Origin of the sequence: Neolewinella litorea, assembly GCF_004803465.1 — a bacterium.
GTDB classification, from domain to species: Bacteria; Bacteroidota; Bacteroidia; order Chitinophagales; family Saprospiraceae; genus Neolewinella; species Neolewinella litorea.
On sequence record NZ_SRSF01000007.1, the window covers coordinates 89,913 to 115,689 of the forward strand.

Sequence of the window (25,777 nt, forward strand, 5' to 3'; positions counted from 1 at the left end):
GGTTTTCCTAAGGGTTTGGCCCAAAAGTTATCTAGGTAAGGGTTTATTGTCCTAAAATTGCACCCCGTAACATATCGCCCTGAACAAAAAGCGTTTGTAGGCGATAAACCGGTAGGTGTTTCCACGCGATGGCGGGGAGGCAGTCTGCACAATATGTAATTAACCCAAACGTCAAACCCGCAAATATGCTCAAGCAGTTACTTCTAGTTTTCGCGGCACTCTCCTGTATAAACTTATATGGTCAGGATGTTCCGGCCAGCACAGAAATGCCCGAAAGCCCTTATCCGTGGGAATTCGGAATTAAGGTAGGAACCGCAGCCCTCGGCGGTGATATGATCGAAGACGACCTCGTTTTCTTCAACCAGGCGCACTTCGGTGCCGGCCTTTACCTCAGTCGCCGACTGGGTGCCGCCGCGTCCCTCCGCGCCGGTCTCATCTACGGATCGCTCCACAGCGATGACGCCAAAAGCGAAGATCCCACTATGGTTTCCCGCGGCTACAGTTCGGAAGCTACCGTCATCGAACCCAGCCTGAGCCTCGTGCTCGAGCCCTTCTACGGTACCCGCTTCTCCGATGACTTCCTCTTTCGGGGCGGTCTGTCTCCCTACATCTCCGCCGGTGTCGGCTACGGCATCTGGGGCGATGTAACCACCAACTTCAACGGCGACACCGGATCGGACGTCCAGGCCGACATTACCGCCGAAGCCGATGACTCGGGTGGGGTTGTATTCCCCCTCGGCGTTGGTCTCCGCTACCACCTGTCGCCCAAGTCCTCCATCGGCATCGACTACAACGTACGCCTTACCGGATCTGACCTCATCGATGGGGTTTCTGCTTCCGGTAATCCCGACAACGACGACACTTACGCCCTCTTTGGCCTTACCTACTCGGTAGGCTTTGGTGCCCGCGACGCGGATAAGGACGGTGTTAAGGACCTCGTTGACGAGTGTCCTACCGAAGCCGGTCCCGTTGCTACCAACGGCTGCCCCGACCGCGACGGTGACGGCGTTGCCGACAAAGACGACCGCTGCCCCGACGAAGCCGGCGTAGCCAACCTCGCCGGTTGCCCCGATGGCGACAGCGACGGCGTTGCCGACCGCGACGACGATTGCCCCACCGAGCCCGGTACCGCAGCCACCAACGGTTGCCCCGATGGTGACGGCGACGGCGTAGCCGACAAAGACGACCAATGCCCCGACGAAGCCGGACTGGCCAGCCTGAACGGTTGCCCCGATGGTGACGGCGACGGTATCGCCGACAAAGACGACGAATGTCCCTCCGAAGCCGGTCCCGCCTCCACCAATGGCTGCCCCGACCGCGACGGTGACGGTATCGCTGACAAAGACGACGAGTGCCCCGACGAAGCCGGTGTTCCCGAGCGCAACGGCTGCCCGATGCCCAACGAACGTCCCGAGAACCTGGAGGAGCGCATCGCCCGCTATGGCCGTATCCTTGAAGGACAGGACTTCCAGCACATCCGTATCGACTCCGTCAACGGAACCATCGAGATCGACCGCATCTACTTCCCCACCGATGTATCGAGCCTGAACCGGCCCGACCGCATCATCATCCAGGAGATCGATCGCTTCATGGCCCTGCCCGGTGCCGAGGACTTCAACATCCGCTACGAAGGTCACGCCGACCGCCGTGCCTCGGATGAGTACAACATGAACCTCTCGCAGCGCCGTGCGGAATCCGCCAAGGAATACACCCTCCGCCAGGAAGGTGCCCGCGAAGCCAACCTGAGCACCATCGGATTCGGTGAGAACCAGCCCGTGGGTGAGACCCTCCGCGAGAACCGCGTGGTCATTCCGGTAGCTACCGAGCCTACCCGGATGATGCCTAACAACTAGTCAGGCTCATCCCGGTAAACCCCGATGACAGGGGGTGCTTCCGTCAGGAGGCACCCCCTGTTTTTTCGTTCCCTTTCGCGGGGAATGGTTCAGAAATCTTGCCCCCCATCCGCACTTTTAACAGTTCAGGGTGTTGCAAAATGCTGATTAGCAGCTAATAAAGAGGGGGCGGTCTTGGTCCATAGTTTTTCAGCCTACATGTGTCTCACCACCAGGTAACGCTATCCAATGTCCCATTCACTCCGGGAAAGTCCAACGATTACGGGGAATTTTGTGCTATTTGTTCAGTTTACGATAAAGTTGTTAGGGAAATGTCTGAGTACAAGGTGATCATCGCGGGGCAGCTCGAATTCGGTTCGGAACGGGCGTATAATCAGGTCATGGAGCAGTACGCGCACCGGATGGAGAATTATTACAAAAATGATATCCTTCTGAAGCCGGAAACCATCTTCAAGGAGGATGAACTTACCCTGGACGTCCCCCGCACGGTGCTCCCAAGTACCGAACGGCTTTGGCTCAACACCCTAAACCTGCTCGAGAGAGTAGTAACCTTCAGCATCGCGGGTAGCCTTAACCTGTGGCGACTGGACGCGGGCGTCATGATCGATCACTACCAACTGGAACCCAAAAGCGACCGCACCACGGTACAGCTGTTCAACCGGGGCCGGGAAATGGTCGACCAGCGAGACAACGAGGAAGAAGCCCTGAAGATGATGACCAAAGTGGTCTCCCGCTTCGAGCGCCACGCCCAGGCCTACGAGCGACGCGGCTTCGTGAATTACCGGCTCGGCAACGACAAGGACGCCCTGTACGACTACACCAAAAGCATATCCATTAACCCGCTCATGCCCGAAAGCTATTACGGCCGGGGGCTGGTCCACTCCCGCCAGAACAACATGGCCGAAGCAGCGGCCGACTTCGAGGCGGTAACCAAGAACAGCATCCCCCACCAGGCGATCTACTGGATGGCCCAGGTGGCCCTTGGCGATGCCTACCTTACACTGGGACGCCTGGCCGATGCCATGCGTATTTTCGGCATGTTCACCAAACGCAAGCAGCGTATCGCCAGCCTCGACCGCTACGACCGCCGCGTCGCCTTCCAGCTCGGCAACCTCTACGCCAAGGCCGGCCGGAACCGGGATGCTGTGGCCGCCTACGAACGGGCCCTCAAGTCGGAAGCCGACCACAAGGCCCCAACCGAGGAAAAAATTACCCAGGAGCTGGACAAGCTGAAGGCCGCCTCCAGCGAGGCCTGACCCATTAAGGCGTACTATCCGACGCCGCCGACCGTTCTTAGGGTATACGATAATCCCGTAGGTCATGCTCGCGCGCTTTACATCCCTCCTGTTGTTATTGCTCGCGTTTCTTTTCGTCGCCCCGGTTGGCAGTCAGTCCACGCCGCGTGAAATGAAGAAAAGCGAGCTGCGGGAACTGGCCGCTACCCAGTCCTTGCTTACCCTGCGGAAGTATCCCGAAGCACGGGAGAAACTCAATCGCTTACTTAAACGCCACGGTAACCTGGCCGACCTCCACTACTTGCAGGCGGAGATCTGTCGCGGTGAAAATGACTACGCCGGCGCCCTGGCCGCCCTGAAAAAAGGAGTGGAACTAGAAGCTGAATCGGCCTCCATCGCCTACCGGGAAATGGGGGAATTGCATTCCCTTATGGGCGATTACGCCGCGGCCCTGACTGCCTATGAGCAATACCTGGCCTCCCTCAAGCGCGCCGGGCGCAGTCCGGACCAGCTGCAACAGGTGGAAGCCCGCGTAGCCGACGCCCGCGTGGCCGCCCAACTGGCCGCCGACCCCCTGCCCTTCTCACCCGAACCTCTCGGGCCCGGGATCAATACCCCCCAACACCTCGAGTATTTTCCCAGTCTGAGCGTGGACGGCCACCAGATGATCTTTACCCGGCGTGTCAATAAGGAGCAGGAAGATTTCTACCAGAGCGACCGCCTCCCCGACGGTACCTGGGACCGGGCCGTACCGCTCAGTGGCGTGAATACTCCCATGAACGAAGGAGCCCAGACCATCACGGCCAACGGGAAGTACCTCATCTTTACCGGCTGCGGTCGCCGCGACGGGGCCGGCTCCTGCGACCTTTACTTCAGCGAGCGGATCGGGGACCGCTGGACGGAAGCCGAGAACCTCGGTCCGGCCATTAATACCCGCGCCTCGGAAAGCCAGCCGAGCCTGTCGCGCGACGGCAAACTGTTGTTCTTTACCAGCAACCGGGCCGGTGGATTGGGCAACGACGATATCTACGTATCCGGTCGCGACGCCAGCGGCAACTGGAGCCGACCGGTGAACCTGGGTCCGACCATCAATACCTCGGGCAACGACCGCTATCCTTTCTGGGCGGCGGACAACAAGACCCTGTACTTCACCTCCACCGGGCGGCGCGGTATGGGCGGTGCCGACCTCTTCAAGACCTCGGTCGACGAGAACAACAAATGGGAAACACCCGTCAACCTCGGTTATCCCATCAACACCGCCGGAGAGGAAACCAACCTGTTCATTGCCCTCGACGGCAAGACGGCTTTCTTCAGCAAGGGGGTAGGCGACGATATTGACATCTACTCTTTCATCATGCCGGAAGGCATCCGCCCCGCCGCCGCCACCTACGTGGAGGTGAGCGTGGTCGATGACAATACCGACCAGCCCCTCGTCGCTACGGTACGCCTGCAGACCCAGGACAAGCAGGGTCTCGTTTCTTCCAGCCAGACGGACAGCCGCGGTTGTTACCTGACCGTGTTGCCGACGGGACAGGATTACGGATTTTCGGTAGAGAAGTCCGGCTACCTCTTCTATTCCGATCGCTTCGAACTCACCGGCGAGCACTCCGTAAGCGAGCCGTTCAAGCTCAAGATCCGCCTCCAGCCCATTGAGGAAGAGTCGCTGTCAGAAGCGGCCGAAGCAGACGGCGCGATTGTACTCCGCAACGTATTTTTCGAGACGGCTAGTGACGAGTTGCTCGAATTGTCGACCGAAGAACTCGACCGCTTGGTCGCTCTGCTGGAAAGCAAGCCCGGGCTCGGAGTGGAAATCGCCGGGCATACCGACGATGTGGGCTCCGACGAGGCCAACCAGCGCCTGAGCGAGCGCCGCGCCGCCTCCGTCAAGGCCTACCTGGAGAGCCAGGGCATCGCGGCCGACCGCATCCGCTCGGTGGGGTACGGGGAGAGCCGGCCGGTCGCACCCAACGATACGGAAGAGGGGCGGGCCCGTAACCGACGGACCACCTTCCGGCTGCTCTTCTAGAAGTCCGTATTTTTGCGGCATGTCCGCCGAAGCACAGCTCACGGAGGCCCCACGCACGAAATCCTACCTGGCCCTGGCCATCAGTGGGTTGTTTCACCCGTTGTTGGTCCCTACCTACATTTTTCTGATCCTCGCCGGGGTCAATCCCTACCTTTTTGGCACCTCCGACCTGGGTGAGCCGCGGGCCATGAGCAACCTGATCCTCATCTTCCTGGACACCTTCGTCATTCCCGTGGTGGCCGTCCTTATCATGGTCAAGCTGAACATGATCAACAGCGTGATGATGCACGAGAAATCGGAGCGTATCGGTCCGCTGTTGCTCGTCATGGTGCTCTACTTCTGGATCTTCTACAACTTCAGCCAAAGCAATCAGACGCCAACGATCTTTTCCTCCTTCCTGCTGGGCGTAATCATTGCATTGGTGGCCAGCTTCGTCATCAACCTGCTGGACAAGATCAGTCTGCACGCCACGGGCATGGGTGGACTGGTAGCCGTAGCGGTTATCATGCTCGCCCTCTTTGGCCCGAACGGCATTGAAGTGGGCAGCGCCACGATTGGCCTTCCGGTGCTGCTGATCTTCACCGTATTGATCGCCGGGGCGGTAGGTTCGGCCCGCCTGGCCCTGGGCGCCCACGACCGCATGCAGCTCTACGCGGGTTACCTTTTGGGCTTCGTTTCCCAGTTCGTCGCCCTCAAATTTTATTTCTGATGCTGAGGTTACCGGAGACCGACCCACACGATCCGCTCGGGGAGTCACCCCGCGTGATCGGCCATTACATTGGGGAAGAGAGCGGACCGCTGGTGGTGGCCATAGGCGGCATTCACGGCAATGAGCCGGCCGGCGTGACCGCCCTTGAGCAGCTCTTTGACCTGCTGCGGGAGGAGCCCCTACTCAATCCCGGCTTTTCCTTCCGCGGCGAACTCCTCGCCCTGCGCGGCAACCTGGAAGCCCTGCGGCTCGGGAAACGCTACATCGATACCGATCTGAACCGGATCTGGAAGCACGTGGTCCGTGGTACCGACGACAGCTACGCATCCGCCGAGGCCCGCGAACTTGATGGAATGCTCGCCGCCATCGATAACGCCCTGATAGATTCTTCGGCCCGGGAGATCGTCCTGTTGGACCTCCACACCACTACGGCGACCGGCGGCGTATTCGCCATTACGGGCGACGATGCCCCGAGCCTGTCCCTGGCCGCCGAACTCGGCGTGCCCGTGGTCAAGGGTATGCTCAGCGGCCTGCAGGGCACCACGCTGAGTTACTTCCGTTCCGGGCAGTACGACCTCGACCGCCCCTGCCGGGCCGTAACCTTTGAGGCCGGGGCCCACACCGAGGAAGAATCTGTGGACCGCGCCCTGGCCGCCACCGTCAACCTGCTGCGGTCGGTAGGCTGCGTCAGTGATGAAGATGTAAGCACCCACCACGAAGAGAAACTCCGCGCCGCCAATCCCGGCGTACCCCCCCTTTTGGAACTGGTGTACGTGCACCGCCTGGAATCCGGTGGCGATCACGACTTCGTAATGCGGCCGGGCTTCACCAACTTCACCCCCATTAGTGAGGGCACCCTGCTGGCCGACGACCGCAACGGGCCCATCGCCGCCCCCTGTGGCGGCTACGTACTCATGCCCCTTTACCAGGACCAGGGCGGGGAAGGCTTTTTCATCGTGCAGCGCTACGACAGCTCCGCGACCTACTAACCCCACCGCACTTATGAGCAGGCGACAGGTCGGACTCTTCTTCGGCTCCTTCAACCCCGTCCATATCGGACACATGATCCTGGCCAATTTCATGGCCACGCGTACCACCCTGGATGAGGTCTGGCTCGTGGTCAGCCCCCACAACCCCCTGAAAAAACGCGGCAGCCTGGCCCGCGACCACGACCGCCTGCACCTGGTTGAACTGGCCATCGGTGATGCCCCACACCTGAAGGCCAGCCGCGTCGAATTCGATATGCCCCAGCCCTCGTACACGATCGATACGCTGGCCGTACTGCGGGAGAAATACCCCACTCACGATTTCTCCCTCATCATGGGCAGCGACAACCTGATCTCTCTGCCCAAGTGGAAGAACTACGAACTGATCCTCCGCGACTTTAGCATCCAGATATACCCCCGCCCTGGTTACCCCGGCGGAGAATTGCTGGAGCATCCCGGTGTCACCCTCCACGATGCCCCGTTGATGCACCTTTCGGCAACCTACGTGCGCGACGCGATCCGCGCGGGCCACAGCATCCGTTACCTCGTACCCCCGGCGGTGGAGGAGGAATTGCAGAAATCGGGACTGTACCGCTAAAATGTCACCGACATTTTGACAGGGCAGGTCTGATGGAATGATAGTTGCCTTTTTGCTCCAGGACTATCCGCAACGAAATAAACAGCTATGCAAAAAGGTAACATATCCGTACAAACGGAGAATATCTTCCCCATTATCAAGAAGTTTCTCTACTCCGACCAGGAGATCTTCTTGCGTGAATTGGTTTCCAACGCCACCGACGCCACCAGCAAACTAGCCACCCTGGCCCGCAAGGGAGAGGCCAAGGGCGACTACACCGACAAGACCATCGATATCCTGGTCGACAAAGAAGCCGGTACCCTGACCATCCGCGACCGCGGCATCGGCATGACGGAAGAGGAAGTGAAAAAGTACCTCAACCAGGTGGCCCTTTCCTCCGCCCAGGAGTTCGTGGACAAGTACCAGGACGACGCCTCCATTATTGGCCACTTCGGTCTGGGCTTTTACTCGGCCTTCATGGTGGCCGACAAAGTGGAGGTCGTAACCAAGAGCTACCGGGAGGATGCCCCCGCCGTGCGCTGGATCTGTGAAGGTGACCCCAGCTACGAAATCGGTGAAGCCGAGCGCGATATGCAGGGAACCGATGTGATCCTCCACATCGGCGAAGACAGCAAGCAGTACCTCGAAGAAGAGGAGATCGAAAGCCTACTGCTCAAGTACTGTCGCTTCCTGCCCTACCCCATCCGCTTCGGCACCAAGACGGAAACGACCTACGAGGAAGTGGAAGCCACCGGAGAGGAAGGCGAGGAAAAACCCAAGCCCAAGAAGATCGAGACGGAGGTCGACAACATCATCAACAACACCGACCCCCTCTGGAAAAAGACGCCTACCGACCTCACCGACGAGGATTATAAGGCCTTCTACCGGGAGCTCTACCCCATGGGAGAGCCGCCCATGTTCTGGATCCACCTCAACATCGACTACCCCTTCAACCTGACGGGTATCCTGTATTTCCCCAAGGTGAGCGGTAAGCTCGAACTCCAGCGCAATAAGATTCAACTCTACAGCAACCAGGTCTACGTCACGGACAATGTGTCCGAGATCGTGCCGGAATTCCTGACGTTGTTGCACGGGGTCATCGACTCCCCCGACATCCCCCTGAACGTATCGCGCAGCTACCTGCAGGCCGATACCAACGTCAAGAAGATTACCGGCTACATCACGAAGAAGGTTGCCGAGAAGCTCAGCAGCCTCTTCAAGGAGGACCGCGAAGCCTACGAAGCCAAGTGGCCGGACCTGGGCGTATTCGTGAAGTACGGCATGATCTCCGAGGACAAGTTCTACGACCGCGCTACCAAGTTTGCCCTGCTGGAGAATACTGAAGGCAAGTTCTTCACCCTGGAAGAGTACCGCGAACGCATCAAGGAGAACCAGACCGACAAGTACGACCGCCTGGTGGCCATCTACACCGCCGACGCCGATCGCCAGCACACGCTGATCCAGTCGGTGCAAGACCGCGGCTACGACGTCCTGAAGTTCGAGCATGCCATCGACGCCCCGACCATCCAGACCCTGGAGCAGAAGGAGGAGAAACTGAACTTCGTCCGGGTGGATTCCGCCACGCCTGACCAGCTGGTCCAGAAAGATGAGGAGCAGGAAAACCTGCTGAGCGAAGAGGAACAGGAGAAGGTCACCAAGGTGTTTACCGAAGCCGTCGGAAAAGGCGGTTCGGTGGAGCTGAAGCCCCTTGGCGTGCAGGATGCCCCCGTTCAAATCGTACGCAACGAATTCATGCGGCGCATGAAGGAGATGCAGATGATGCAGGGCATGGACGCCAGCATGTTCCCCGATTCCTACCAGGTGGTGGTCAACGCCAACAGTCCCCTGGTGAAAGAGCGGCTGCTCGAGGTGGAAGACGAATCCGCCCGCGCCGAGAACGCCACCTACCTCTATCAGTTGGCCAAGCTAAGCCAGCAGATGCTGAGCGGCGCCGAGCTGAAGGCCTTCATCGACCGCTCGCTTAAGTTGATGTAATCTTCACAAGTGCAGCGTTCCCTGTGGTCCGCGGAGCACCGCCCCAATCTTCGGGGCGGCTCCGCGGATTGCTTTTTGGGGCAGGCCCATCCGTTCCAGGCTTGTATTTACGGCGGCGGGGCGCGGGTGCTCTAGTTGGAGGGTCTGCAGCCGCAGCCCGTGGTCTGGCAGGCGTTCGGCCGGGTGGAAATCCGATCCGTTCCATTCGATCACGAACGGTACCACGTCAACTGCCGGGCGCACGCCCGGATCGGAGAGTCGCCAGCGCAGGGTCCGACCGTCGGCCAGCTGCCGGGAACCACCGTACAGGGCACCCGGGAAGTTTACGGCACCCGCGTGTACCGCCCAACGGGTGATCGCGGGGCCTTCCACCAGATCAATGCCCATCCAGCGGGGCGGGGCTACCGTCGTCTCGGGATCCACGGCCAGCAACTCCAGGTAGGAGCGGGGCCCGAGGCGCAGCAGTGCGTTGTAGGTGCCGCGGTCCGAATGACGGCCACCGGGAGCGGGGGGATAGCCGGCGGCGGTGAATCGGTCGATAGCCGAATCGAGATCAGGAACGACGTATACAAGGTGATCCAACATTTGCCAAAGGTATGCACTAACTTTGCCCCGCTTTCGGGCTGGACTACCCCATAACCTCTTGAATATGCGTAGCTTTCTGTGTTTTGTGTTTCTGTTATTCAGTACAGCTCCCTTCCTTGCCCAGCAGAGTGGCAACTCCGCTCAGGACGGCGACGGATCCCTGGAATCGCAGTTTGAGACCATACTGAGCCAGTCAAACCGCTACCGGGAGGGCAGCCGTGAATTCAAGGTTGTGCCGCGCGACCGACTGGACGCTTTCATGAAGAACGTGAGCGACTCGATCGCCACCTACACCACGCGCATTGGCGAACTGGAAAGTCAGCATGCGGCCCTGCAGGCCCGCATCGACGATACCTCCTCCGAGGTGGCCGACCGCGACGCCCTGATCGCGGAGCTCAACGAGGAGCGGGATACCGTAGGGCTGCTTGGCATGCAACTCGACAAGGGGACCTACAGCCTGATCATGTGGTCGCTCGTGATCGGACTGCTGATCGCCCTGCTCATTGCCCTGGGCAGTACCCGCATCGCCGCCGGCAACAACTCCGCCCTGAAGCGGGAGCGCGACAAGCTCGCCGAGGAACTCGAGCAAAGCCGCAAAAGCCGTCTGACCGTGGAGCAGGACCTGCGCCGGCAGTTGCAGGACGAAATCAATAAGCGGCTGCCCTGATGCCGGAGCCTCGCTACGGCAAGGTAGCCGACAGGGTAACGGACCGGCCGGGCCGGCGGGAAATATTAAGATTTCGAACACAATAGTTCTTCATCCGATTCGGTTAAACTAGCCGTAGGTCGATGACTGGTCCCGTGAACAGCGGTGCCCGGTTCCGCCGACCGTGTTTACGTAAACTCTTTGGACTACCACCGCAACATGAAGATATTGCTCAAGACGCTGCCCTACCTCTGCCTGGTACTCCTGGTGGCGAGCTGTAATCGCAACAACGACCGCTCCCGCACCACGAACTGGAAGTACAACGACGAGAAATGGGGCGGCTACGAAAGAAACAACGACTTTGAAGGGCAGGAAACCCCGCCCAACATGGTCCTTATTCCGGGGGGCACCTTCGTAATGGGCTTCACCGAAGAGGACGTGCCCTACGACTGGGATAACATCCCGCGGCGCGTTACCGTATCCAGCTTCTATATGGACCAGACGGAGATCAGCAACGAGGATTACCTGCTGTACCTGCACTGGACGGAGGACGTATACAGCGCCTACCCCGAAGTACTTCAGGCCGCGCTGCCCGACACCCTGGTGTGGCGCGACGAACTGTCGTTCAATGAGCCCTACGTTACCGGATACCTGCGTCACCCCGCCTACGCACAGCACCCCGTGGTGGGTGTGAGCTGGGTACAGGCGCGTGAGTACAGCCGCTGGCGCACCGACCGGGTGAACGAGGCGATCCTGATCGACCGCGGCATCCAGGAGCAACGCCCCGACCAGGAGGGTTCCGATGTTTTCGTCACCGATGCCTACCTGGCCGGCCAGTACGAAGGCGTTGAGCGCAAGGGCATGAAGGACATGAAGACCGGCGACACCCGCCCGGTACGTCTTGAAGACGGTATCCTCCAACCCGACTTCCGTCTGCCCACCGAGGCCGAGTGGGAGTACGCCGCCCTGGCCCTGGAAGGCCTGCAGGCCAACGAAAAGGACGAGAACTACACCGACCGCCGGATCTACCCCTGGAGCGGTACCAGCATGCGCTATCAGAAGCACGACCGGAACCAGGGCAAGATGTACGCCAACTTCAAGCGGGCCGGTGGTGACTACAGTGGTATCGCCGGAAAGCCGAACGACGAGAACATGATTACCAGCAACGTCTTCGACAACTACCCCAACGACTTCGGCCTGTACAACATGGCCGGTAACGTCAACGAATGGGTGCTGGACCTCTACCGCCCCCTGACCACCCAAACGCTGGTTGACGTGGAAAACCACGACCTGAACAGCTTCCGGGGTAACGACTACATGAACGTCAAGCGCGACCAGGACGGCCGCGCCACCGAGAAGGATAGCCTGGGCCGCCTGATCTACGTACCCGTCGAGGACGAGGACGTCGCCGACCGCGACAACTACAACCGCGGCCGGGTATACGACTACCTGGACGGCGACGAGGAAAGCGGTGCGGAGTACGCCACCAACCAGCACACCCTGATCAGCGACAAGTCGCGCGTCTATAAGGGCGGCAGCTGGGCCGACCGCGCCTACTGGCTCAGCCCTGGCACCCGCCGCTTCCTGGACCAGGACCGCGCCTCGCGCACCATCGGCTTCCGCTGCGCGATGGTTCGCGTGGGCAACAGCCAGGGAGACGACGAGGCTTCGATGAACCGCTTCGGTGTCCGCCCCGGAAAGCAACTGAACCGCCGGCGTTCCCGGCGCTAGCCACCGGCTAAACACCTACAATTCTGGAATGCCCCACCCAAATTTTGGGTGGGGCATTTCCGTTTCCCCTCCCGCTCTTAGCTTTGTGGAATGAAGCTGACCTACGCTGACCTTCCGGACTTGTACCGGGTATACCTCCAGCACCCCCAGGTGAGCATTGACAGCCGCAAGGTGGCTGCCGGAGGACTCTTTATCGCCCTGCGCGGGCAGTCCGACGGAAACCGCTTCGCCGCCGCCGCCCTCGATGCCGGCGCCGCCTACGCCGTGGTGGACAATCCGGGCGTAGTAGTACCGGAAGACGATCGCTACCTGCTGGTGGAAGACAGCCTGCGCACCCTGCAGCAACTCGCTCAGCGGCACCGGGCCGCTTTCCGTATGCCGGTGTTCGCCATCACCGGGAGCAACGGGAAGACGACCACGAAGGAACTCATCGCGGCGGTGATGTCGCAACAGTATCGCGTCCACGCCACGCCCGGCAACTACAACAATCACATTGGCCTGCCCCTGACCCTCCTGTCCATGCCGGCGGGGACGGAGTTCCTAATCCTGGAAATGGGGGCCAACCACAAGGGGGAGATCGCGGAGTTGTGCGGTATCGGTCGGCCCACCCACGGCCTCATCACCAATATCGGCGAGGCCCACCTTGAGGGGTTCGGGGGCAAGGAAGGCGTAAAAATTGGAAAGGGGGAACTGTTCGACTTTCTGCACGCCAACGGTGGGGTAGCCTTCGTCAATACCGATGAGTCGGAACTGGCGGAGATGTCGCAGCGGCTCGCGCGCTGTATCGCCTATTTCAGTAGCGAGAACCCTTCGCTGACGGTTGCCGGACTGGAAATAAAGACCGTGGCTACGCATCCGCACCTGCGGGTAGCCTTCTTCAGCGAAGCCCGGGAATTGATCGAAACGGATACCCAGCTTTCGGGAGAGCATAACCTGCAGAACGTCAAATCGGCCATTGCGGTAGGACGCTACTTCAAGGTGCCGGGGGCGGGCATCTGTACCGCCTTGGCGAATTACCGTCCCGCAAACCACCGCAGCCAGTGGCTCAACCACCGCGAGGTAGCCTTCTACTGGGATGCTTACAACGCCAATCCGAGCAGCGTGGCGGCCGCGCTGAACAGTTTCGCCGCCGATCACGAACCCGCAGACAGCGTGGTAATCCTCGGCGAGATGCTGGAACTGGGAGAGGCCGCGCCGGCCGCCCACCGAAGGGTGGCGCTGCGGGCGGGACAGGTAGCCAGAACGGTGCTTCTGGTGGGCGAGGAAATGAAGGAAGTGGCACGCGAATTTGACCGCCCCTGGTTCGCCGACAGTCGCCAACTTGCAGAGTGGTTCTGGCTACAGGACTGGTCCGGCAAGACGGTCTTCGTAAAGGGCAGTCGGGGCAATCGCCTCGAGCGGCTCCTCGACTAGGCTTCGACCTCCTTCGGGAGCTGACGGGCGGCCGACTTGTTGATTGACGGGAGCGGCTCACCGATATAGTAGAGGGTATCGCCGGCACTGACGCTCAACTTCTGGTCTCCACCGGCGGGTATAAAGGTGATGTCACCGTACTCCGTGCAGCGCAAATACAGGGGAACCGCGCGTTCCTCCCGCAGACGTGCAATCAGGGTAGGAAGTTCCTTGGGGTCCAGCAGCTCGATGGCATTGACGGTGCCGAAATTGCGTGCGGCGCGGTTGAACAGCAGGTAACTTACGTGGTGGCCGAACAGGGCCTCCTGACCGTAGCGCTGCGCCTGGATCTCTTTGCGCGTGACGAGGCGAAAAGCACCCCGGATGCCCTCGCGGCTGCGGTAGTTGTTGAGCAAGTAGAAGTTGTCTTCGTCGTTACCGGTCAGGGCCAGGACGTACCCGATGTCCGTCAGATCAAGTTGACTGTCCAGCAAGTCGGAATTAAGCTGTACCTGCAGAACGGTAAGGTGCTGTTCCTCGGCGATGTCGCTCTCCGCCCGGTTGGGGGTTACCAGGGTGACGTCGCGCCCGCTTTCCACTAGGGAGTGGGCCAGTTGGCGCGCACCCTCGGACGCACCGAAGATGAGGACCCCGCTGCCCTTGGGCAGGCTGACCTTCAATTTGCGGGCCAGGAAACCGGCCAGCGTTGCGTTAAGCAATACGGTGCCAAGGACGATGAGGAAGACCAGGGGCGTGATGTACTCCGCGTCCGTGATACCTTCCTTGGCCAGTTCAATCCCGAACAGGGAGGCGACACCAGCCGCCACGATCCCCCGGGGGCCTACCCAACTGACAAATGCCTTGTCGCGCCAGCCCAGGCCCGATGTATTAAGGCTCCAGAATACGCCGAGGGGGCGGGCCAGGAAAACCACGATCAGGAAGACATATAGGCTTTCCTGGTTCATGACCAGCTTGATCTGCTCGACGGTCATATTGGCCGAGAGCAGGATGAAAAGTAGTGAGATCAACAGCAGGGTAAGGCTTTCCTTGAAGTCCAGGATATCGTGCAGGAAAGGCACTTCCCGGTTGGCCAGGTAGGCACCCATCACTACAGTAGTCAGCAGACCGCTCTCGTGGGCGATGGCGTCCGAGATCAGAAAGGCTCCGACCACGAAACCCAGCGTCACGATGTTGAGCAGGAACTTGGGAATGTACAGCCGGGATATCAGCACGAACAGCAGGTGGCCCAGCACGAACCCCAGGCCGATGCCTACCAGGCCCGACTGCAGGAATTTGATCAGGGAATTGTACACCGTGGCTTCCGGATCGTAATAGGCCACGATGAAATTGTAGAAGAGAACGGCCAGAAAAGCTCCGACGGGGTCGATAATGATACTTTCCCACTTCAGGATCGTAGCGACCTGTCGTTTGACGTTGATCTGCCGCATGATGGGCGCGATGACCGTGGGGCCGGTCACGACAATGAGCGTGGAAAACAGGAAGGCGATCTGCCAGTTGAGATCGAGGATGTAGTGGGCGGCCAGGCCGGCGACCACCGTGGTGGTCAGGGCGCCGTAGGTGGTCAGTCGCAGGATGCTGTCGGCCATCCCCCGGATCTCCTTGAGCTTGAGCGTCAGGCCACCCTCGAAGAGAATCAGTCCGATGGAGAGGGAGACGAAGCTGTACAGCAGGTTGCCGGGGAAGAGTCCGGTGCCGGATTCACTGTCGAAGCGGGGACTCAGCAGCCGGTGGCCGGTGTATAACTCCCAGCCCGGGCCGATCATAATTCCGGCTAGAATAAGGGGCAAAATGGCCGGCACCTTAAGTCGCCAGGCGATCCACTGCGCGACAACTCCGAGAATAATCAGGCTTCCGATTTCGTACATAGCAGTAAATCGCCCGAGGATGAAAGTTGTTTATCGTCCCCTTGGGGTATCTTCGCTGCCCAACCAGTTATAACCTTTCGCCCTTGACCCGCCAGGAATTTGATCAATCACTATCCGACGCCCAGCCCCCCGCAGACGCCGGCGTAGAGCTAACCTCGCTGTGGTGGATCAGCAAAAACCAGTGGGAGAAAGCCCATTTGCTCATCGACCGGGCCCCGGGCTCCGACTGTGCCTGGGTACACGCCCACCTGCACCGCATTGAAGGCGACGATGCCAATGCCAGCTACTGGTACCGCCGGGCCGGGCGCGATAAACCCAACTACGGACTGGTCAAGGAACGCGAGGTGCTCCTGCAGCATTTTCTGGACCAGTAGCCCTCATTCGGCCCGACCACAACCCTCCATCATGCGCCCCTTACTTCTGCTCCTGCCCCTTCTGAGTCTTGCCTACTGCGCGCGTCCGGTGGCCGGCTTCACGGTCGCACCAGCGAGCGTAGTGGCCGCCGATACCCTTCGCTTCAATAATACCTCGGAGCGGGCGGTAAACTACCAGTGGGACTTTGGTAATGGCACGACCAGTACCGAAGCCGAACCGGCCGTCCGCTATTTCCGTTCGGGCGACTACCGGGTCGTACTTACGGCCACCAACGAAAAGGGAAAATCCCGTACCACCGCACAAACCATCAACGTGACTCCACCTAAAGAATGTCTCATCCGCATCGAGACGCCGCTCGGTAATATGTTGGCCCGCCTGTCGGATCAGACCCCCCAGCACCAGGACAATTTCGTCAAGCTCGTGGAAGAGAACTTCTACGACAGCCTCCTTTTTCACCGGGTCATTGAAGGGTTCATGATCCAGGGTGGCGACCCCACCAGTAAAAATGCGGGTCCGAACGACCGGCTGGGCAGCGGCGGCCCCGGCTACCAGATTCCCGCGGAGTTTGACCCCTCACTTGCGCACGTCAAGGGAGCCATCGCCGCGGCGCGGACGAATAACCCCGAAAAGAAGAGTTCGGGCTCTCAGTTTTACATCGTCCAGGGCCGGCCGGTAACCGAAGCCGAGCTCAACCGTCAGGAAAGCCAGACCGGCGTGCGCTACCCCAGCGACGTACGCGCAACCTACCTCGAAATGGGCGGCGTGCCCTTCCTGGACCAGAACTATACCGTCTTCGGGCAGGTGATCGAGGGAATGGACGTTATCGACAAAATCGCCGCTACGGCCACCGGCGCGGGCGACCGGCCGCAGGAGGACGTACCCATGAAGATCAGTCTCGTCCGGTAACCGGCACCGGACCGGTGAGGCCGGACGGGAAAGCAATTAGCCGACAAAATCCTATCTTGACCCCCATGGCAAATTCGAGCGGAAGCAACAGTACTACCATTCTCGGCGTCGACGTCGGCGCCACGGGATTCAAAGGCGGATTGGTCGACGTGAAAACCGGCACCATGCTTACGGAAAGGTTCCGTTTCGATACCCCCCAACCGGCCACGCCTTCCGCCATGGCCTACACCTTCCGCAGCCTGATCGATCATTTTGATTACAGCGGGGTAGTGGGCGTGGGTTTTCCCGCCACCGTACACCGCAACGTGGCCGGAAGCGCCTCCAATATCGATAAAGCCTGGATCGGAACATCCATCTCCGAGACCTTCGGAAGGATGCGCGACGTCTCCATCTACGCCCTCAACGACGCCGACGCGGCCGGCATCGCGACTATGAACTTCGGTACCGGTCGTTCCCACAAGGAAGAGGGTACGGTGGTCATGATCACCATCGGCACCGGACTCGGGGGAGCCATGTTTCTGGACGGGCAGCTGGTGCCCAATTTCGAACTCGGTCAGCTCTACCTGAAGGGTATGGACATCGTCGCGGAAAAGTACATCTCCAACAAGGTGCGTAAGGACACCAACATGGACTGGAAGACCTTCGGCAAGCGACTCAACAAGTACCTCACCTTCGTCAATTCCATCCTCAATCCTGATCTCATCATCCTCGGGGGCGGCGGCAGTAAGTACTTCACCGACTACAAGAAATACCTTAAGGTTCCCTGCGCGGTCAAACCGGCCGAAATGCGCAATACCGCCGGAACGGTCGGGGCGGCCGTATACGCTTACCAGCGGCACCACCGCAAGGTGGCCTCGGTCTAAATCCTTCGATATTACTGGATAAGGCTCTTGCCTACCCGATGGTCCATTCGGCCCCGTCCTTCCCGTCTTTCACGGTGATGCCGGCCCCGGAAAGGGCGTCCCGCAGTTTGTCGGACAATGCCCAGTCCTTGTCGGCGCGCGCCTGCTGCCGCAAGTCGAGGACAATTTGCATCACCTTGTCCAGGGCTTCCTGCTCGGCCCCCGCACCGGCAGCCTCGTCGCGGAGCCCGAGCACGTCGAACAGCAGGTTGCCCAGTCCTTTCTTGAACGATTCCAGACCTTCGGCACTTACCTCTTCTAAGGAGAGTTGTCCTCCCTTGAGGGCGTTTATCCTGGTGACCAGTTCGAATATGCGGGCAACGGCGCGGGGAGTATTGAAATCGTCATCCATCTCCTCGTAGGCAGCCGCCAGTCCGGCGGCCAATTCCTTGCCGACCGTTCCGTTCTGCGCGCCCCCCTTAGCTTCCAGGGAACCCAGGGTGGTCCAGGCCTCCATGAGCCGTACGTATCCCTTCTTGGCGGCCTGCAGGGCATCGTCGCTGAGGTCCATGGTGCTGCGATAATGCGTTTGCAGCATGAAGAACCGGATCACCATCGGGCTGTACCCTTCGGAGACGTGCTCGCTCTCGCCGGTGAAAAGTTGTTCGGGCGTGATGGTGTTGCCGTCGGATTTTGACATCTTCTTGCCGTTCATCAACAGCATATTGGTGTGCAGCCAGTAACGGGCACCGGCGTGGTGGCACGCGCCGACGTTCTGGGCGATCTCGTTTTCGTGGTGGGGAAACTTGAGGTCGTTGCCGCCGCCGTGGATGTCGAATTGCTCACCCAGGTATTTGGTACTCATGGCGGAGCATTCCAGGTGCCAGCCGGGAAATCCTGGTCCCCAAGGGCTGTCCCAGCGCAGGATGTGGTCGTCGGAGGCTTTCATCCAGATGGCAAAGTCGGACGGGCTCCGCTTTTCATCCTGGGCCTTCAATTCCCGGCTCTCGGCCAGGAGTTCGTCGATGCGGCGGCCGGACAGCTCCCCGTACCGCTCGTCGTTGGCGTTGTTGTAGGCCTCGACGTCGAAGTATACCGAGCCGTTTACCTCGTAAGCGTACCCGTTGCGGAGTATCTCCTGCACCATCTCGATCTGTTCAATGATGTGGCCTGTGGCGCGGGGCTCGATGCTCGGGGGCAGCGCATTGAAGGTGCGCATCATGTCGTGAAACTGATTGCTGAACTTCTGGGCCACTTCCATGGGCTCGAGTTGCTCCAGTCGGGCACCCTTGCTCATGCGGTCCTCCCCGTCGTCGGTGAGGTGACCTACGTCGGTGATGTTGCGGACGTAGCGCACCCGGTAGCCCTTAGCCATCAGGTAACGGTAGATGATGTCGAAGCTCACGAACGTGCGGCAGTTACCAAGATGGACGGGGTTGTACACCGTCGGGCCGCAAACGTATAGTCCCACGTGTCCCTCTACCAGCGGCTTGAAGGTTTCCTTGCGGCGGGTCAGGCTGTTGTAGAGGATAAGATCGGTGGGCATAAGCATACTGTTTCGGGCGGCAAAATTAAGGTATTCCCAGGAGTAGGGACCGTCCAACCGCTTAAACCGTTGGACGGTCCCCCCACCGTCCAACGGCTCACCTGTCCAACCGCAGGTGGTCCGACCACTCAGCAGCAGGACCAACCTAGCTAAAGTTCCGTATCCCCCATCTCCCACAAGTAACGGCTGGCGTAGCTGCGGTACGGGCGCCAGGGCTCCGCGGCGGCCTCCATGGCCTGCAACAAGGCTCTGCCCTTCAGGTGGTGGAGGTCGAAAAGGGCGATCAAATTGCGGCGCACCACGAGGTCGTCGAGCGGCAGCAGGTCCGGGCGGTGCAGAACGAACATGAGCACCATCTCCACGGTCCACTTCCCAACCCCCTTGATTCGGGTAAGCAGTTCTATGATCTCCCCGTCGGAAAGGATGCTCCATTCCTGGTCGATCAACTTGTGTTCCAGCCAGAAGCTCGCCACGTTGTGGAGGTAAGCGGCCTTGGACCGGCTCATGCCCACCGCCCGCAGGTCTGCCACGGAGAGTTCCAGGAGCCTGTCGGGGTGGGGGTAGCCGTCCGGAAAGACGTCCATAAAGCGGCCAAATATGGTCCCCGCCGCCCGCCCGCTGAGCTGCTGGTAGGTGATCGAGCGGAGCAAGCCGAAGTAGACATCGCCCCCGAAATCGGGCCGCTCCTGCAACTGGTGGCGGGCTACGATAGGTGCCAGGCGGGGCTCCTGGCTCAGGTGGGCGATGATGGCGGGGTCGGTCATGGGATAGGGTAACGCAAAAAGGTCCCCGACGGTCGACCGTCGGGGACCCCGGCATGCGGTGTCAGCGGCCGTTGCCCCGCTGGGGCCGGCCGGCGACGGTGCCTTGGTTTAGCTTTGCGGACTGGTGCCCTCGTAATGCTTGCGGGTATCGGCCTCGGTGATGGGCTGCCCGTCCTTGCTGATGGCGTTGACGATGCGTCCCACGAACAGCAGATGATCGCCGGGGGTCGTCAGAGCATCTTCGAGTTTGCATTCCAGGGTGGCGATGCCGCAGTCGAGGAGGGGCGCGCCGGTCTTTCCCTCCTGGTAGGAAATGCCGTTGACGGACCGGTTGCTATAATCCACCTCGTGCTGCTCGGCGAACTTCTGAATGAGCTTCTCGTCGCTCTTGCCTAGCACGCTGAGCGAAAAGGACTGCGCCCGCTGGATCGTCTCGTTGAGGTCGCTGTCCTTCTGTACGGCGATGGTGATGAGGGGCGGTTCAAAACTGGACTGCATCGCCCAGCTCACGGTAGAGGCGGTGACCCAGTCTTCGTCGCGCGACGAGAGGTCCTCCCCGCCCTTGCGGGTGGCGACGATGTAGAATCCGTACGATAATTGTTTGAGGGCTTTGTCTAGTTGCTGGTCGGCTTTCTGTTTGGCCATGGGGTATGATGGTTTTCGTTTACAATGCGTTAGTGCAACGGTACCCTTCCGACGGTTGTTCAGCCAGTTTGTCCGCCGCAACGCCGAGAATACGCCCGCAGCCGTTGGGCTTATCACTCGCCTGCCGCGTTATATTGCTTTGGGGTAAAGCCCCTGCACCCGCGTCCGCGCCGCCTATGAAATACCTCCTTCCCCTGCTTGTGCTTCTCCCCCTGTTGGGATGTCTTGACGACGACGACCAACTCGATCCGCTGCGCGATGTACAGTTTACCCTGAACTACCGCGCCACCTACGGCGGTGACCCCCTCGGCATCCAGCGGGAAACCTACGGATATCCCACGGGCGATTCCCTCAAGGTGCTCCTGTTTCAGTACTACGTGTCCGACCTGGAGTTGCTGCCGGCCGACGGCGATGATGCGGTACGCCTTGCGGAGATTGACCTGATCCGGTGGATGTCGGCGGCCGAGGACGCCACCCAGCAGCGCACCTATCTGGTGCCCCCCGGCGATTACCGTGGCCTGCGCTTTGGACTGGGCGTGAAACCCTCCCTGAACGCCCGCGACCCAAGCGAATTTGCGGCCAACTACGTCCTCAACGAAGCGGAATTCTGGGGGCCGTCCACCCGCTACGTATTCGCCAAGATTGAAGCCAACGCCATGCTGGAAGACGACGGCCGCTTCGACACCGGCCTGAGCTACCACATGGGAAGCGACGCGCTGTACCGGACAGTGTCCCTGGAGCAGCCCTTCACGGTCGGAGGCAACGAAACGCCCACGCTCACCCTAACCGCCGATGTGCTGCGGGCGCTGAGCGGCAACGGACAGACCTTCGACATCACCTCCCCCGACAAGCAGACTGTACACGGGGGCAACCAGGAAGTAGCCACCGGCATCTGGAACCGGCTTGCCGGACAGTTCACCCTGTCGGTGGAGTAAATGTGCCGGTGGTGGACCATACTCCCCCTGCTCTGCCTGGCCTGCGTGGAGGAATCCGCCGCCCCGGCAGATTTTGCCGCCATCCTTTACCCGGCGGGTAACCCCTCCACCGCAGCGGGCGTAGAACTGGGAGAACGGCTGTTCTTCGACCCCATTCTTTCGGCCGATTCCACCGTCAGTTGTGCAAGTTGCCACCGGCCGGAGCGGGCCTTTGCCGACGGCACCGCGGTGAGCCTCGGACTGGGTGGCCTGGCGGGAACACGCAATACGCCAGGTCTTACCAACGTCGGATATTTCCACCACCCCCTGTTCTGGGACGGGCGCGCCGACAACCTGGAAGCCCAGGCCGGACATCCCGTCGGCACCCCCCACGAAATGGGCGGCACGTGGCCGGAAGCGGTAGCGCGCCTGGCGGCCTCGGACACCTACGGGGCGCTGTTTGCCCGGGCGTTCGGCTCTCCGGATATCGACTCCTCCCGCGTGGGGCACGCCCTGGCCCAGTACCAGCGCACCCTCGTCTCCCGCAACAGCAAATACGATCGCGTGCGCCGCGGAGAAGCCACTTACACCGCCCTGGAGGCACTCGGCCACGCCCTGTTTTTCGACTTCGGCGACGATCCGGAAGGTGCCTACGCGGGCCTGCCCACCGCCGAATGCGCCCACTGCCACACCCCTCCCCACTTCACCAACCAGCGCTACGAAAACAACGGTCTCGACGAAGCAATGGACCTGCAGACCTTCCCCGATCCCGGCCGCGGAGCCGTCACGGGCATCCCCTACGACAACGGGAAATTTCGTAATCCCGGCCTGCGCAACGTGGCGCTTACGGCCCCCTACATGCACGACGGCCGCTTCGCCACCCTCGAGGAGGTGGTCGACCACTACAATTCCGGCGGCCGGTACGCGGAAAACCGCAGCGCGAACGTTCACCCCCTGCACCTGGATGCACGACAAAAGGCGGCCCTGGTCGCCTTCCTGCACACCCTTACCGATACCTCGTTTGTTGTGTCGTTCAGTACGAAATCCGATAGGCTGATCGAGGGCGCCGGCGCGCGGGTGCAATAGGCAGCAAAAAGAGCAAGCGAATATGGTTCGTCAATTCCTCATCACCGGCACACTGATCCTCCTCGCGGCTATGGGCTGCCAGGAAGAGCCGACGGGTGAGGTAACCATCGACGAAGGCGCGATCACCGGCCCGGCCAGTCCGACGCCCTACGCCCTGGAGGTGCCCGCTTACTTTCCCGCGCCTATCGATGATCCCGAGAACCCCCTCTCGGAGGAGGGCATTGCGCTGGGTCGTCACCTCTTTTACGATGCCGGCATCTTCAGTACCGAAGGCACCATGTCGTGCGCCACCTGCCACAAGCAGGAACTGGCCTTTACGGACGGCTTCGGACGAGCGATCGGCGTGCGGGGCGAGCCAGGACTGCGCAGTGCCATGTCGCTGGTGAACCTGGCCTTTAATCCGAATGGCTTCAACTGGGACGGCAGCGAGGAGAAGTTGTGGCGGCAGGCCATTCACCCCGTGGAGGACATGCTGGAGCTTGACAACGACTGGGAAGAGGTGATCCACAAGCTACGGGAACACGAGGACTATCCCGCCCGGTTCCGGGCGGCCTTCGGGATCGATAATAAAGAGGAAATCAACCAGGAACTGACCGTGAAGGCCCTGGCGCAGTTCCAGCGGACCATCATCTCCGCCAACAGCAAATTCGACCGGGTCTTCTACCAGAATACCGACTTCTTCACAGAGGAGGAACAGCTGGGGGCCGACAGCCTCTTCTTCGTGGAGAATGTACCGCCGGGTACCCTGCACCCTGGTTGCGGGCACTGCCACAATGCACCGCAGTTCGGTGATAACAAGTTCAAGAACAACGGCATCACGGACGTGGCGAGCATCTACGACTTCGTAGACAAGGGCCGCGGCGACATTACCGGTAACCCCTTTGACAACGGCAAATTCCGCACGCCTACCCTGCGCAACATCGCCCTCACCGCACCCTATATGCACGACGGCCGCTTCGCTACCCTGGAGGAGGTGATCGACGATTACGCCGCCGGCGGCCACGGCGTTGAAAACGAGGACCCCAACATTACCGGCTTCACCCTGACCGACCGGGAAAAGCGGGCCCTGCTTGCCTTCCTCAATACATTGACGGACGAGTCGCTGCTTACTGATCCCCGCTTTGCCCCGCCGGAGTAAGCCAGCTTGGTGATGCTGTGAAATTGACCGCACCACCTATATTCAGGCATGCAAAACCTGAAGTACCCCCTCACCTTCACCTTCAAGATCGGCACCCTGGCCAACGACTTTACCGCTACCGACGCCACGGGGCGGGTGGTGGCCTACGTGCGGCAGAAGATGCTGCGGCTGAAGGAGGATATACAAATCTACAGCAACGAAAGCCGCAGCCGGGTACTCTACAACATTCGGGCCGACCGGTGGCTCGACTGGTCGGCCGCCTATGCCTTCTACGACGAACGGGGCACCCAATTCGGGAAGGTCGCGCGCAAGGGATGGCGGTCCATTTGGAAAGCCGAGTACGAGATCGTAGACCGCCACGACCAGCCCCAGTACAAGGTGCAGGAGGAGAACGGCTGGGTGAAGGTCATCGATTCCCTGGTGGGTGAGGTGCCGGGACTCGGTCTGCTGACCGGCTATTTCTTCCACCCCAGCTACGTGGTGACCGACCGCCGGGACCGGGAGGTGGCGCGCCTGAGCAAACTGCCCTCGTTCTTCGGACGAAAATTTCGGGTCGACAAACTGACCGAGGTCGAGGACGAGGACGACGACCGCATCATGCTCGGCCTGATGATGATGATTCTGCTGGAACGGCGGCGGGGCTGAACCCCTTTCCAAACACCCATTCCGAGAATTGCCGGAGCGCCCAAGTGCGCCCGGAAGTTTAGCTTTAGGCCAAGCCCTTCATGGGCGGGCACCAATCCTCAACGCCTCAGTATGCGCATCCTGTTTTTCATTCTGGCTTCCTTTCTGTCGGTAACCGGCTTGTTTGCCCAGCACGGTCATGCCCATCCACATTCCCACGGGTCGGACCGCTCCATTGACTTTCCGGACACGAAAGAATTCCTCACCCTCATCTGTGATTTCCACCAGCATACGGTCTTCAGCGACGGGAGCGTGTGGCCCGACATCCGCATTCAGGAGGCCCAGCGCGACAGTATCGACGCCGTAGCGATGACCGAGCACCTGGAGTACCAGCCCCACCGGGAAGACATTCCCCACCCCGACCGGAACCGCAGCCATGTACTGGCCACCGAGTACGCGGAAGCTACGGGCATCATCGTGATCCAGGGCGCGGAGATCACCCGCGACCTGCCCCCGGGCCATGCCAACGCACTCTTCATCGACGACGCCAATGCGTTGCTGCACGAGGACAGCCTGTCGGGCTTCACCGCGGCAAGGGAGCAGGGGGCCTTCATTTTTTGGAATCACCCCAATTGGATCGCCCAGCGGCCCGACGGGGTAGCCGAACTTACGCCTTTCCACGAATACCTTATCGCCAACGACCTGCTGCACGGCATCGAGGTGGTCAATGAGTTCACCATCAGTAAGGAGGCCTTGCAAATCGCCTTGGACCACGACCTCACCATCATGGGCACCTCGGACATCCACGGCCTGATCGACTACCAGTTTGGCGTAGCCGAAGGCGGCCACCGGCCCGTTACCCTCGTTCTGGCCAGAGAGCGAACTGCGGACGCCATCCGCGAAGCCCTCTTCGCCGGCCGCACCGTAGCCTGGTTCGAGAATACCCTAGTGGGCAAGCCGGAAAATGTGAGCGCCGTGGTCGAAGGCAGCCTGAAGGTGACGCGTGCCACTTATCGCGGTAAATCGTCCGTAGCCGCCGTGACCATCCGAAACGACAGCGATGCCGATTTCACGGTGGAAAACCTGAGCGGCTACTCCCTCCAAAGCGACCTGGGCGTAATCCACCTGCCGCCCCACAGGGAAACTACCCTGGAGGTGATGACCTTGGAACGGCTGCCCAACTTCGACTTGCGCTTCCGCGTGCTCAACGCCGTGACCTCCCCCGAGGAGCGGCTGGAAATGGTGCTCCCGGTCACGGTGAATAACTAAAGGTGGGCTTCACCCGACCCGATACCGGCTCGCCCGGCGCGGCGTCA

23 protein-coding genes are annotated in these 25,777 nt (G+C 60.5%); 18 read left to right on the forward strand and 5 right to left on the reverse strand.

The features are described 5' to 3' along the window. Nucleotides 1-266: 266 nt before the first annotated feature. From E4021_RS14240 to htpG, 7 genes are all read left to right on the forward strand, one after another. Entirely contained in the window at nt 267-1,853 is a 1,587-nt protein-coding gene (locus tag E4021_RS14240) for a DUF6089 family protein (RefSeq protein ID WP_262712779.1), read from the forward strand. A gap of 311 nt (nt 1,854-2,164) precedes the next feature. Further along, complete coding sequence (locus tag E4021_RS14245; protein ID WP_136460044.1) at nt 2,165-3,109, forward strand: tetratricopeptide repeat protein; 945 nt, start codon at nt 2,165-2,167, stop codon at nt 3,107-3,109. 64 nt (nt 3,110-3,173) lie between these two features. Beyond that, nucleotides 3,174-5,114, forward strand: a complete 1,941-nt coding sequence (locus E4021_RS14250; protein ID WP_136460045.1) for an OmpA family protein — start codon at nt 3,174-3,176, stop codon at nt 5,112-5,114. 19 nt (nt 5,115-5,133) lie between these two features. Continuing rightward, a complete protein-coding gene (locus E4021_RS14255) occupies nt 5,134-5,823 on the forward strand; it encodes a hypothetical protein (protein ID WP_136460046.1) in 690 nt (229 codons plus the stop codon). Next, the gene (locus tag E4021_RS14260) at nt 5,823-6,812 is read left to right on the forward strand and encodes a succinylglutamate desuccinylase/aspartoacylase family protein (RefSeq protein ID WP_136460047.1); all 990 of its coding nucleotides are present in this window, start codon (nt 5,823-5,825) and stop codon (nt 6,810-6,812) included. Before E4021_RS14255 ends, E4021_RS14260 begins: the two co-directional genes overlap by 1 nt. A 13-nt stretch (nt 6,813-6,825) precedes the next feature. Next, nucleotides 6,826-7,407, forward strand: coding sequence for a nicotinate (nicotinamide) nucleotide adenylyltransferase (gene nadD, locus E4021_RS14265; RefSeq protein WP_136460048.1), 582 nt, complete (start codon nt 6,826-6,828; stop codon nt 7,405-7,407). Nucleotides 7,408-7,494: 87 nt separating this feature from the next. Further along, a complete protein-coding gene (gene htpG, locus E4021_RS14270) occupies nt 7,495-9,381 on the forward strand; it encodes a molecular chaperone HtpG (RefSeq protein WP_136460049.1) in 1,887 nt (628 codons plus the stop codon). 3 nt (nt 9,382-9,384) lie between these two features. Here htpG and E4021_RS14275 read toward each other — a convergent pair whose 3' ends face one another. Next, nucleotides 9,385-9,966, reverse strand: a complete 582-nt coding sequence (locus E4021_RS14275; RefSeq protein ID WP_136460050.1) for a VOC family protein — start codon at nt 9,964-9,966, stop codon at nt 9,385-9,387. 64 nt (nt 9,967-10,030) lie between these two features. On the opposite strand from E4021_RS14275, the gene E4021_RS14280 reads away from it, so the two are divergent. The 3 genes from E4021_RS14280 to E4021_RS14290 all read left to right on the forward strand — a co-directional run bounded on the left by E4021_RS14280 (nt 10,031) and on the right by E4021_RS14290 (nt 13,756). Further along, the gene (locus E4021_RS14280) at nt 10,031-10,633 is read left to right on the forward strand and encodes a hypothetical protein (RefSeq protein WP_136460051.1); all 603 of its coding nucleotides are present in this window, start codon (nt 10,031-10,033) and stop codon (nt 10,631-10,633) included. A 198-nt stretch (nt 10,634-10,831) separates the two neighbouring features. Then, nucleotides 10,832-12,343, forward strand: a complete 1,512-nt coding sequence (locus tag E4021_RS14285) for an SUMF1/EgtB/PvdO family nonheme iron enzyme (RefSeq protein WP_136460052.1) — start codon at nt 10,832-10,834, stop codon at nt 12,341-12,343. A gap of 90 nt (nt 12,344-12,433) precedes the next feature. Next, a complete protein-coding gene (locus tag E4021_RS14290; RefSeq protein WP_136460053.1) occupies nt 12,434-13,756 on the forward strand; it encodes a UDP-N-acetylmuramoyl-tripeptide--D-alanyl-D-alanine ligase in 1,323 nt (440 codons plus the stop codon). Here the strand turns inward: E4021_RS14290 and E4021_RS14295 are convergent. Beyond that, nucleotides 13,753-15,621: a cation:proton antiporter gene (locus E4021_RS14295; RefSeq protein WP_136460054.1), complete on the reverse strand. Its 1,869-nt coding sequence runs from the start codon at nt 15,619-15,621 to the stop codon at nt 13,753-13,755. The genes E4021_RS14290 and E4021_RS14295 overlap by 4 nt on opposite strands. 83 nt (nt 15,622-15,704) lie before the next feature. Between E4021_RS14295 and E4021_RS14300 the strand changes: the two genes are divergently transcribed. The 3 genes from E4021_RS14300 (at nt 15,705) to ppgK (ending at nt 17,765) form a co-directional block, all read left to right on the forward strand. After that, the gene (locus E4021_RS14300; protein ID WP_136460055.1) at nt 15,705-15,995 is read left to right on the forward strand and encodes a hypothetical protein; all 291 of its coding nucleotides are present in this window, start codon (nt 15,705-15,707) and stop codon (nt 15,993-15,995) included. A 31-nt stretch (nt 15,996-16,026) separates the two neighbouring features. Next, nucleotides 16,027-16,902 carry a peptidylprolyl isomerase gene (locus E4021_RS14305; RefSeq protein WP_136460056.1) on the forward strand — a complete coding sequence of 292 codons (876 nt, stop codon included), beginning with the start codon at nt 16,027-16,029 and terminating at the stop codon, nt 16,900-16,902. A gap of 65 nt (nt 16,903-16,967) precedes the next feature. Beyond that, nucleotides 16,968-17,765 carry a polyphosphate--glucose phosphotransferase gene (gene ppgK, locus E4021_RS14310; protein ID WP_136460057.1) on the forward strand — a complete coding sequence of 266 codons (798 nt, stop codon included), beginning with the start codon at nt 16,968-16,970 and terminating at the stop codon, nt 17,763-17,765. A gap of 31 nt (nt 17,766-17,796) precedes the next feature. Here ppgK and cysS read toward each other — a convergent pair whose 3' ends face one another. From cysS to E4021_RS14325, 3 genes are all read right to left on the reverse strand, one after another. Next, nucleotides 17,797-19,290 (reverse strand): cysteine--tRNA ligase, encoded by a 1,494-nt coding sequence (cysS, locus tag E4021_RS14315; protein WP_136460058.1) that lies wholly within the window; start codon nt 19,288-19,290, stop codon nt 17,797-17,799. Between the two features lie 149 nt (nt 19,291-19,439). Further along, complete coding sequence (locus E4021_RS14320) at nt 19,440-20,054, reverse strand: DNA-3-methyladenine glycosylase family protein (protein ID WP_136460059.1); 615 nt, start codon at nt 20,052-20,054, stop codon at nt 19,440-19,442. Nucleotides 20,055-20,162: 108 nt separating this feature from the next. Then, on the reverse strand, nt 20,163-20,699 hold the full coding sequence (locus tag E4021_RS14325; protein WP_136460060.1) for a flavin reductase family protein: 537 nt from the start codon (nt 20,697-20,699) through the stop codon (nt 20,163-20,165). A 176-nt stretch (nt 20,700-20,875) separates the two neighbouring features. On the opposite strand from E4021_RS14325, the gene E4021_RS14330 reads away from it, so the two are divergent. The 5 genes from E4021_RS14330 (at nt 20,876) to E4021_RS14350 (ending at nt 25,730) form a co-directional block, all read left to right on the forward strand. After that, nucleotides 20,876-21,634 (forward strand): MbnP family protein, encoded by a 759-nt coding sequence (locus E4021_RS14330; protein ID WP_136460061.1) that lies wholly within the window; start codon nt 20,876-20,878, stop codon nt 21,632-21,634. After that, nucleotides 21,635-22,699 carry a cytochrome-c peroxidase gene (locus E4021_RS14335; protein ID WP_136460062.1) on the forward strand — a complete coding sequence of 355 codons (1,065 nt, stop codon included), beginning with the start codon at nt 21,635-21,637 and terminating at the stop codon, nt 22,697-22,699. A gap of 22 nt (nt 22,700-22,721) precedes the next feature. After that, a complete protein-coding gene (locus E4021_RS14340) occupies nt 22,722-23,837 on the forward strand; it encodes a cytochrome-c peroxidase (protein ID WP_136460063.1) in 1,116 nt (371 codons plus the stop codon). A gap of 48 nt (nt 23,838-23,885) precedes the next feature. Next, nucleotides 23,886-24,482 (forward strand): LURP-one-related/scramblase family protein, encoded by a 597-nt coding sequence (locus tag E4021_RS14345; protein ID WP_136460064.1) that lies wholly within the window; start codon nt 23,886-23,888, stop codon nt 24,480-24,482. 111 nt (nt 24,483-24,593) lie between these two features. Next, nucleotides 24,594-25,730, forward strand: a complete 1,137-nt coding sequence (locus tag E4021_RS14350; protein WP_136460065.1) for an Sb-PDE family phosphodiesterase — start codon at nt 24,594-24,596, stop codon at nt 25,728-25,730. Nucleotides 25,731-25,777 lie beyond the last annotated feature (47 nt).

What these genes read in the sequence shown, in the direction of transcription:
- E4021_RS14240 (WP_262712779.1), top strand. Translation starts at nt 267, where the DNA reads ATGCCCGAAAGCCCTTATCCGTGGGAATTCGGAATTAAGGTAGGAACC.
- E4021_RS14245 (WP_136460044.1), top strand. Translation starts at nt 2,165, where the DNA reads ATGTCTGAGTACAAGGTGATCATCGCGGGGCAGCTCGAATTCGGTTCG.
- E4021_RS14250 (WP_136460045.1), top strand. Translation starts at nt 3,174, where the DNA reads ATGCTCGCGCGCTTTACATCCCTCCTGTTGTTATTGCTCGCGTTTCTT.
- E4021_RS14255 (WP_136460046.1), top strand. Translation starts at nt 5,134, where the DNA reads ATGTCCGCCGAAGCACAGCTCACGGAGGCCCCACGCACGAAATCCTAC.
- E4021_RS14260 (WP_136460047.1), top strand. Translation starts at nt 5,823, where the DNA reads ATGCTGAGGTTACCGGAGACCGACCCACACGATCCGCTCGGGGAGTCA.
- nadD (WP_136460048.1), top strand. Translation starts at nt 6,826, where the DNA reads ATGAGCAGGCGACAGGTCGGACTCTTCTTCGGCTCCTTCAACCCCGTC.
- htpG (WP_136460049.1), top strand. Translation starts at nt 7,495, where the DNA reads ATGCAAAAAGGTAACATATCCGTACAAACGGAGAATATCTTCCCCATT.
- E4021_RS14275 (WP_136460050.1), bottom strand. Translation starts at nt 9,966, where the DNA reads ATGTTGGATCACCTTGTATACGTCGTTCCTGATCTCGATTCGGCTATC.
- E4021_RS14280 (WP_136460051.1), top strand. Translation starts at nt 10,031, where the DNA reads ATGCGTAGCTTTCTGTGTTTTGTGTTTCTGTTATTCAGTACAGCTCCC.
- E4021_RS14285 (WP_136460052.1), top strand. Translation starts at nt 10,832, where the DNA reads ATGAAGATATTGCTCAAGACGCTGCCCTACCTCTGCCTGGTACTCCTG.
- E4021_RS14290 (WP_136460053.1), top strand. Translation starts at nt 12,434, where the DNA reads ATGAAGCTGACCTACGCTGACCTTCCGGACTTGTACCGGGTATACCTC.
- E4021_RS14295 (WP_136460054.1), bottom strand. Translation starts at nt 15,621, where the DNA reads ATGTACGAAATCGGAAGCCTGATTATTCTCGGAGTTGTCGCGCAGTGG.
- E4021_RS14305 (WP_136460056.1), top strand. Translation starts at nt 16,027, where the DNA reads ATGCGCCCCTTACTTCTGCTCCTGCCCCTTCTGAGTCTTGCCTACTGC.
- ppgK (WP_136460057.1), top strand. Translation starts at nt 16,968, where the DNA reads ATGGCAAATTCGAGCGGAAGCAACAGTACTACCATTCTCGGCGTCGAC.
- cysS (WP_136460058.1), bottom strand. Translation starts at nt 19,290, where the DNA reads ATGCCCACCGATCTTATCCTCTACAACAGCCTGACCCGCCGCAAGGAA.
- E4021_RS14320 (WP_136460059.1), bottom strand. Translation starts at nt 20,054, where the DNA reads ATGACCGACCCCGCCATCATCGCCCACCTGAGCCAGGAGCCCCGCCTG.
- E4021_RS14325 (WP_136460060.1), bottom strand. Translation starts at nt 20,699, where the DNA reads ATGGCCAAACAGAAAGCCGACCAGCAACTAGACAAAGCCCTCAAACAA.
- E4021_RS14330 (WP_136460061.1), top strand. Translation starts at nt 20,876, where the DNA reads ATGAAATACCTCCTTCCCCTGCTTGTGCTTCTCCCCCTGTTGGGATGT.
- E4021_RS14335 (WP_136460062.1), top strand. Translation starts at nt 21,635, where the DNA reads ATGTGCCGGTGGTGGACCATACTCCCCCTGCTCTGCCTGGCCTGCGTG.
- E4021_RS14340 (WP_136460063.1), top strand. Translation starts at nt 22,722, where the DNA reads ATGGTTCGTCAATTCCTCATCACCGGCACACTGATCCTCCTCGCGGCT.
- E4021_RS14345 (WP_136460064.1), top strand. Translation starts at nt 23,886, where the DNA reads ATGCAAAACCTGAAGTACCCCCTCACCTTCACCTTCAAGATCGGCACC.
- E4021_RS14350 (WP_136460065.1), top strand. Translation starts at nt 24,594, where the DNA reads ATGCGCATCCTGTTTTTCATTCTGGCTTCCTTTCTGTCGGTAACCGGC.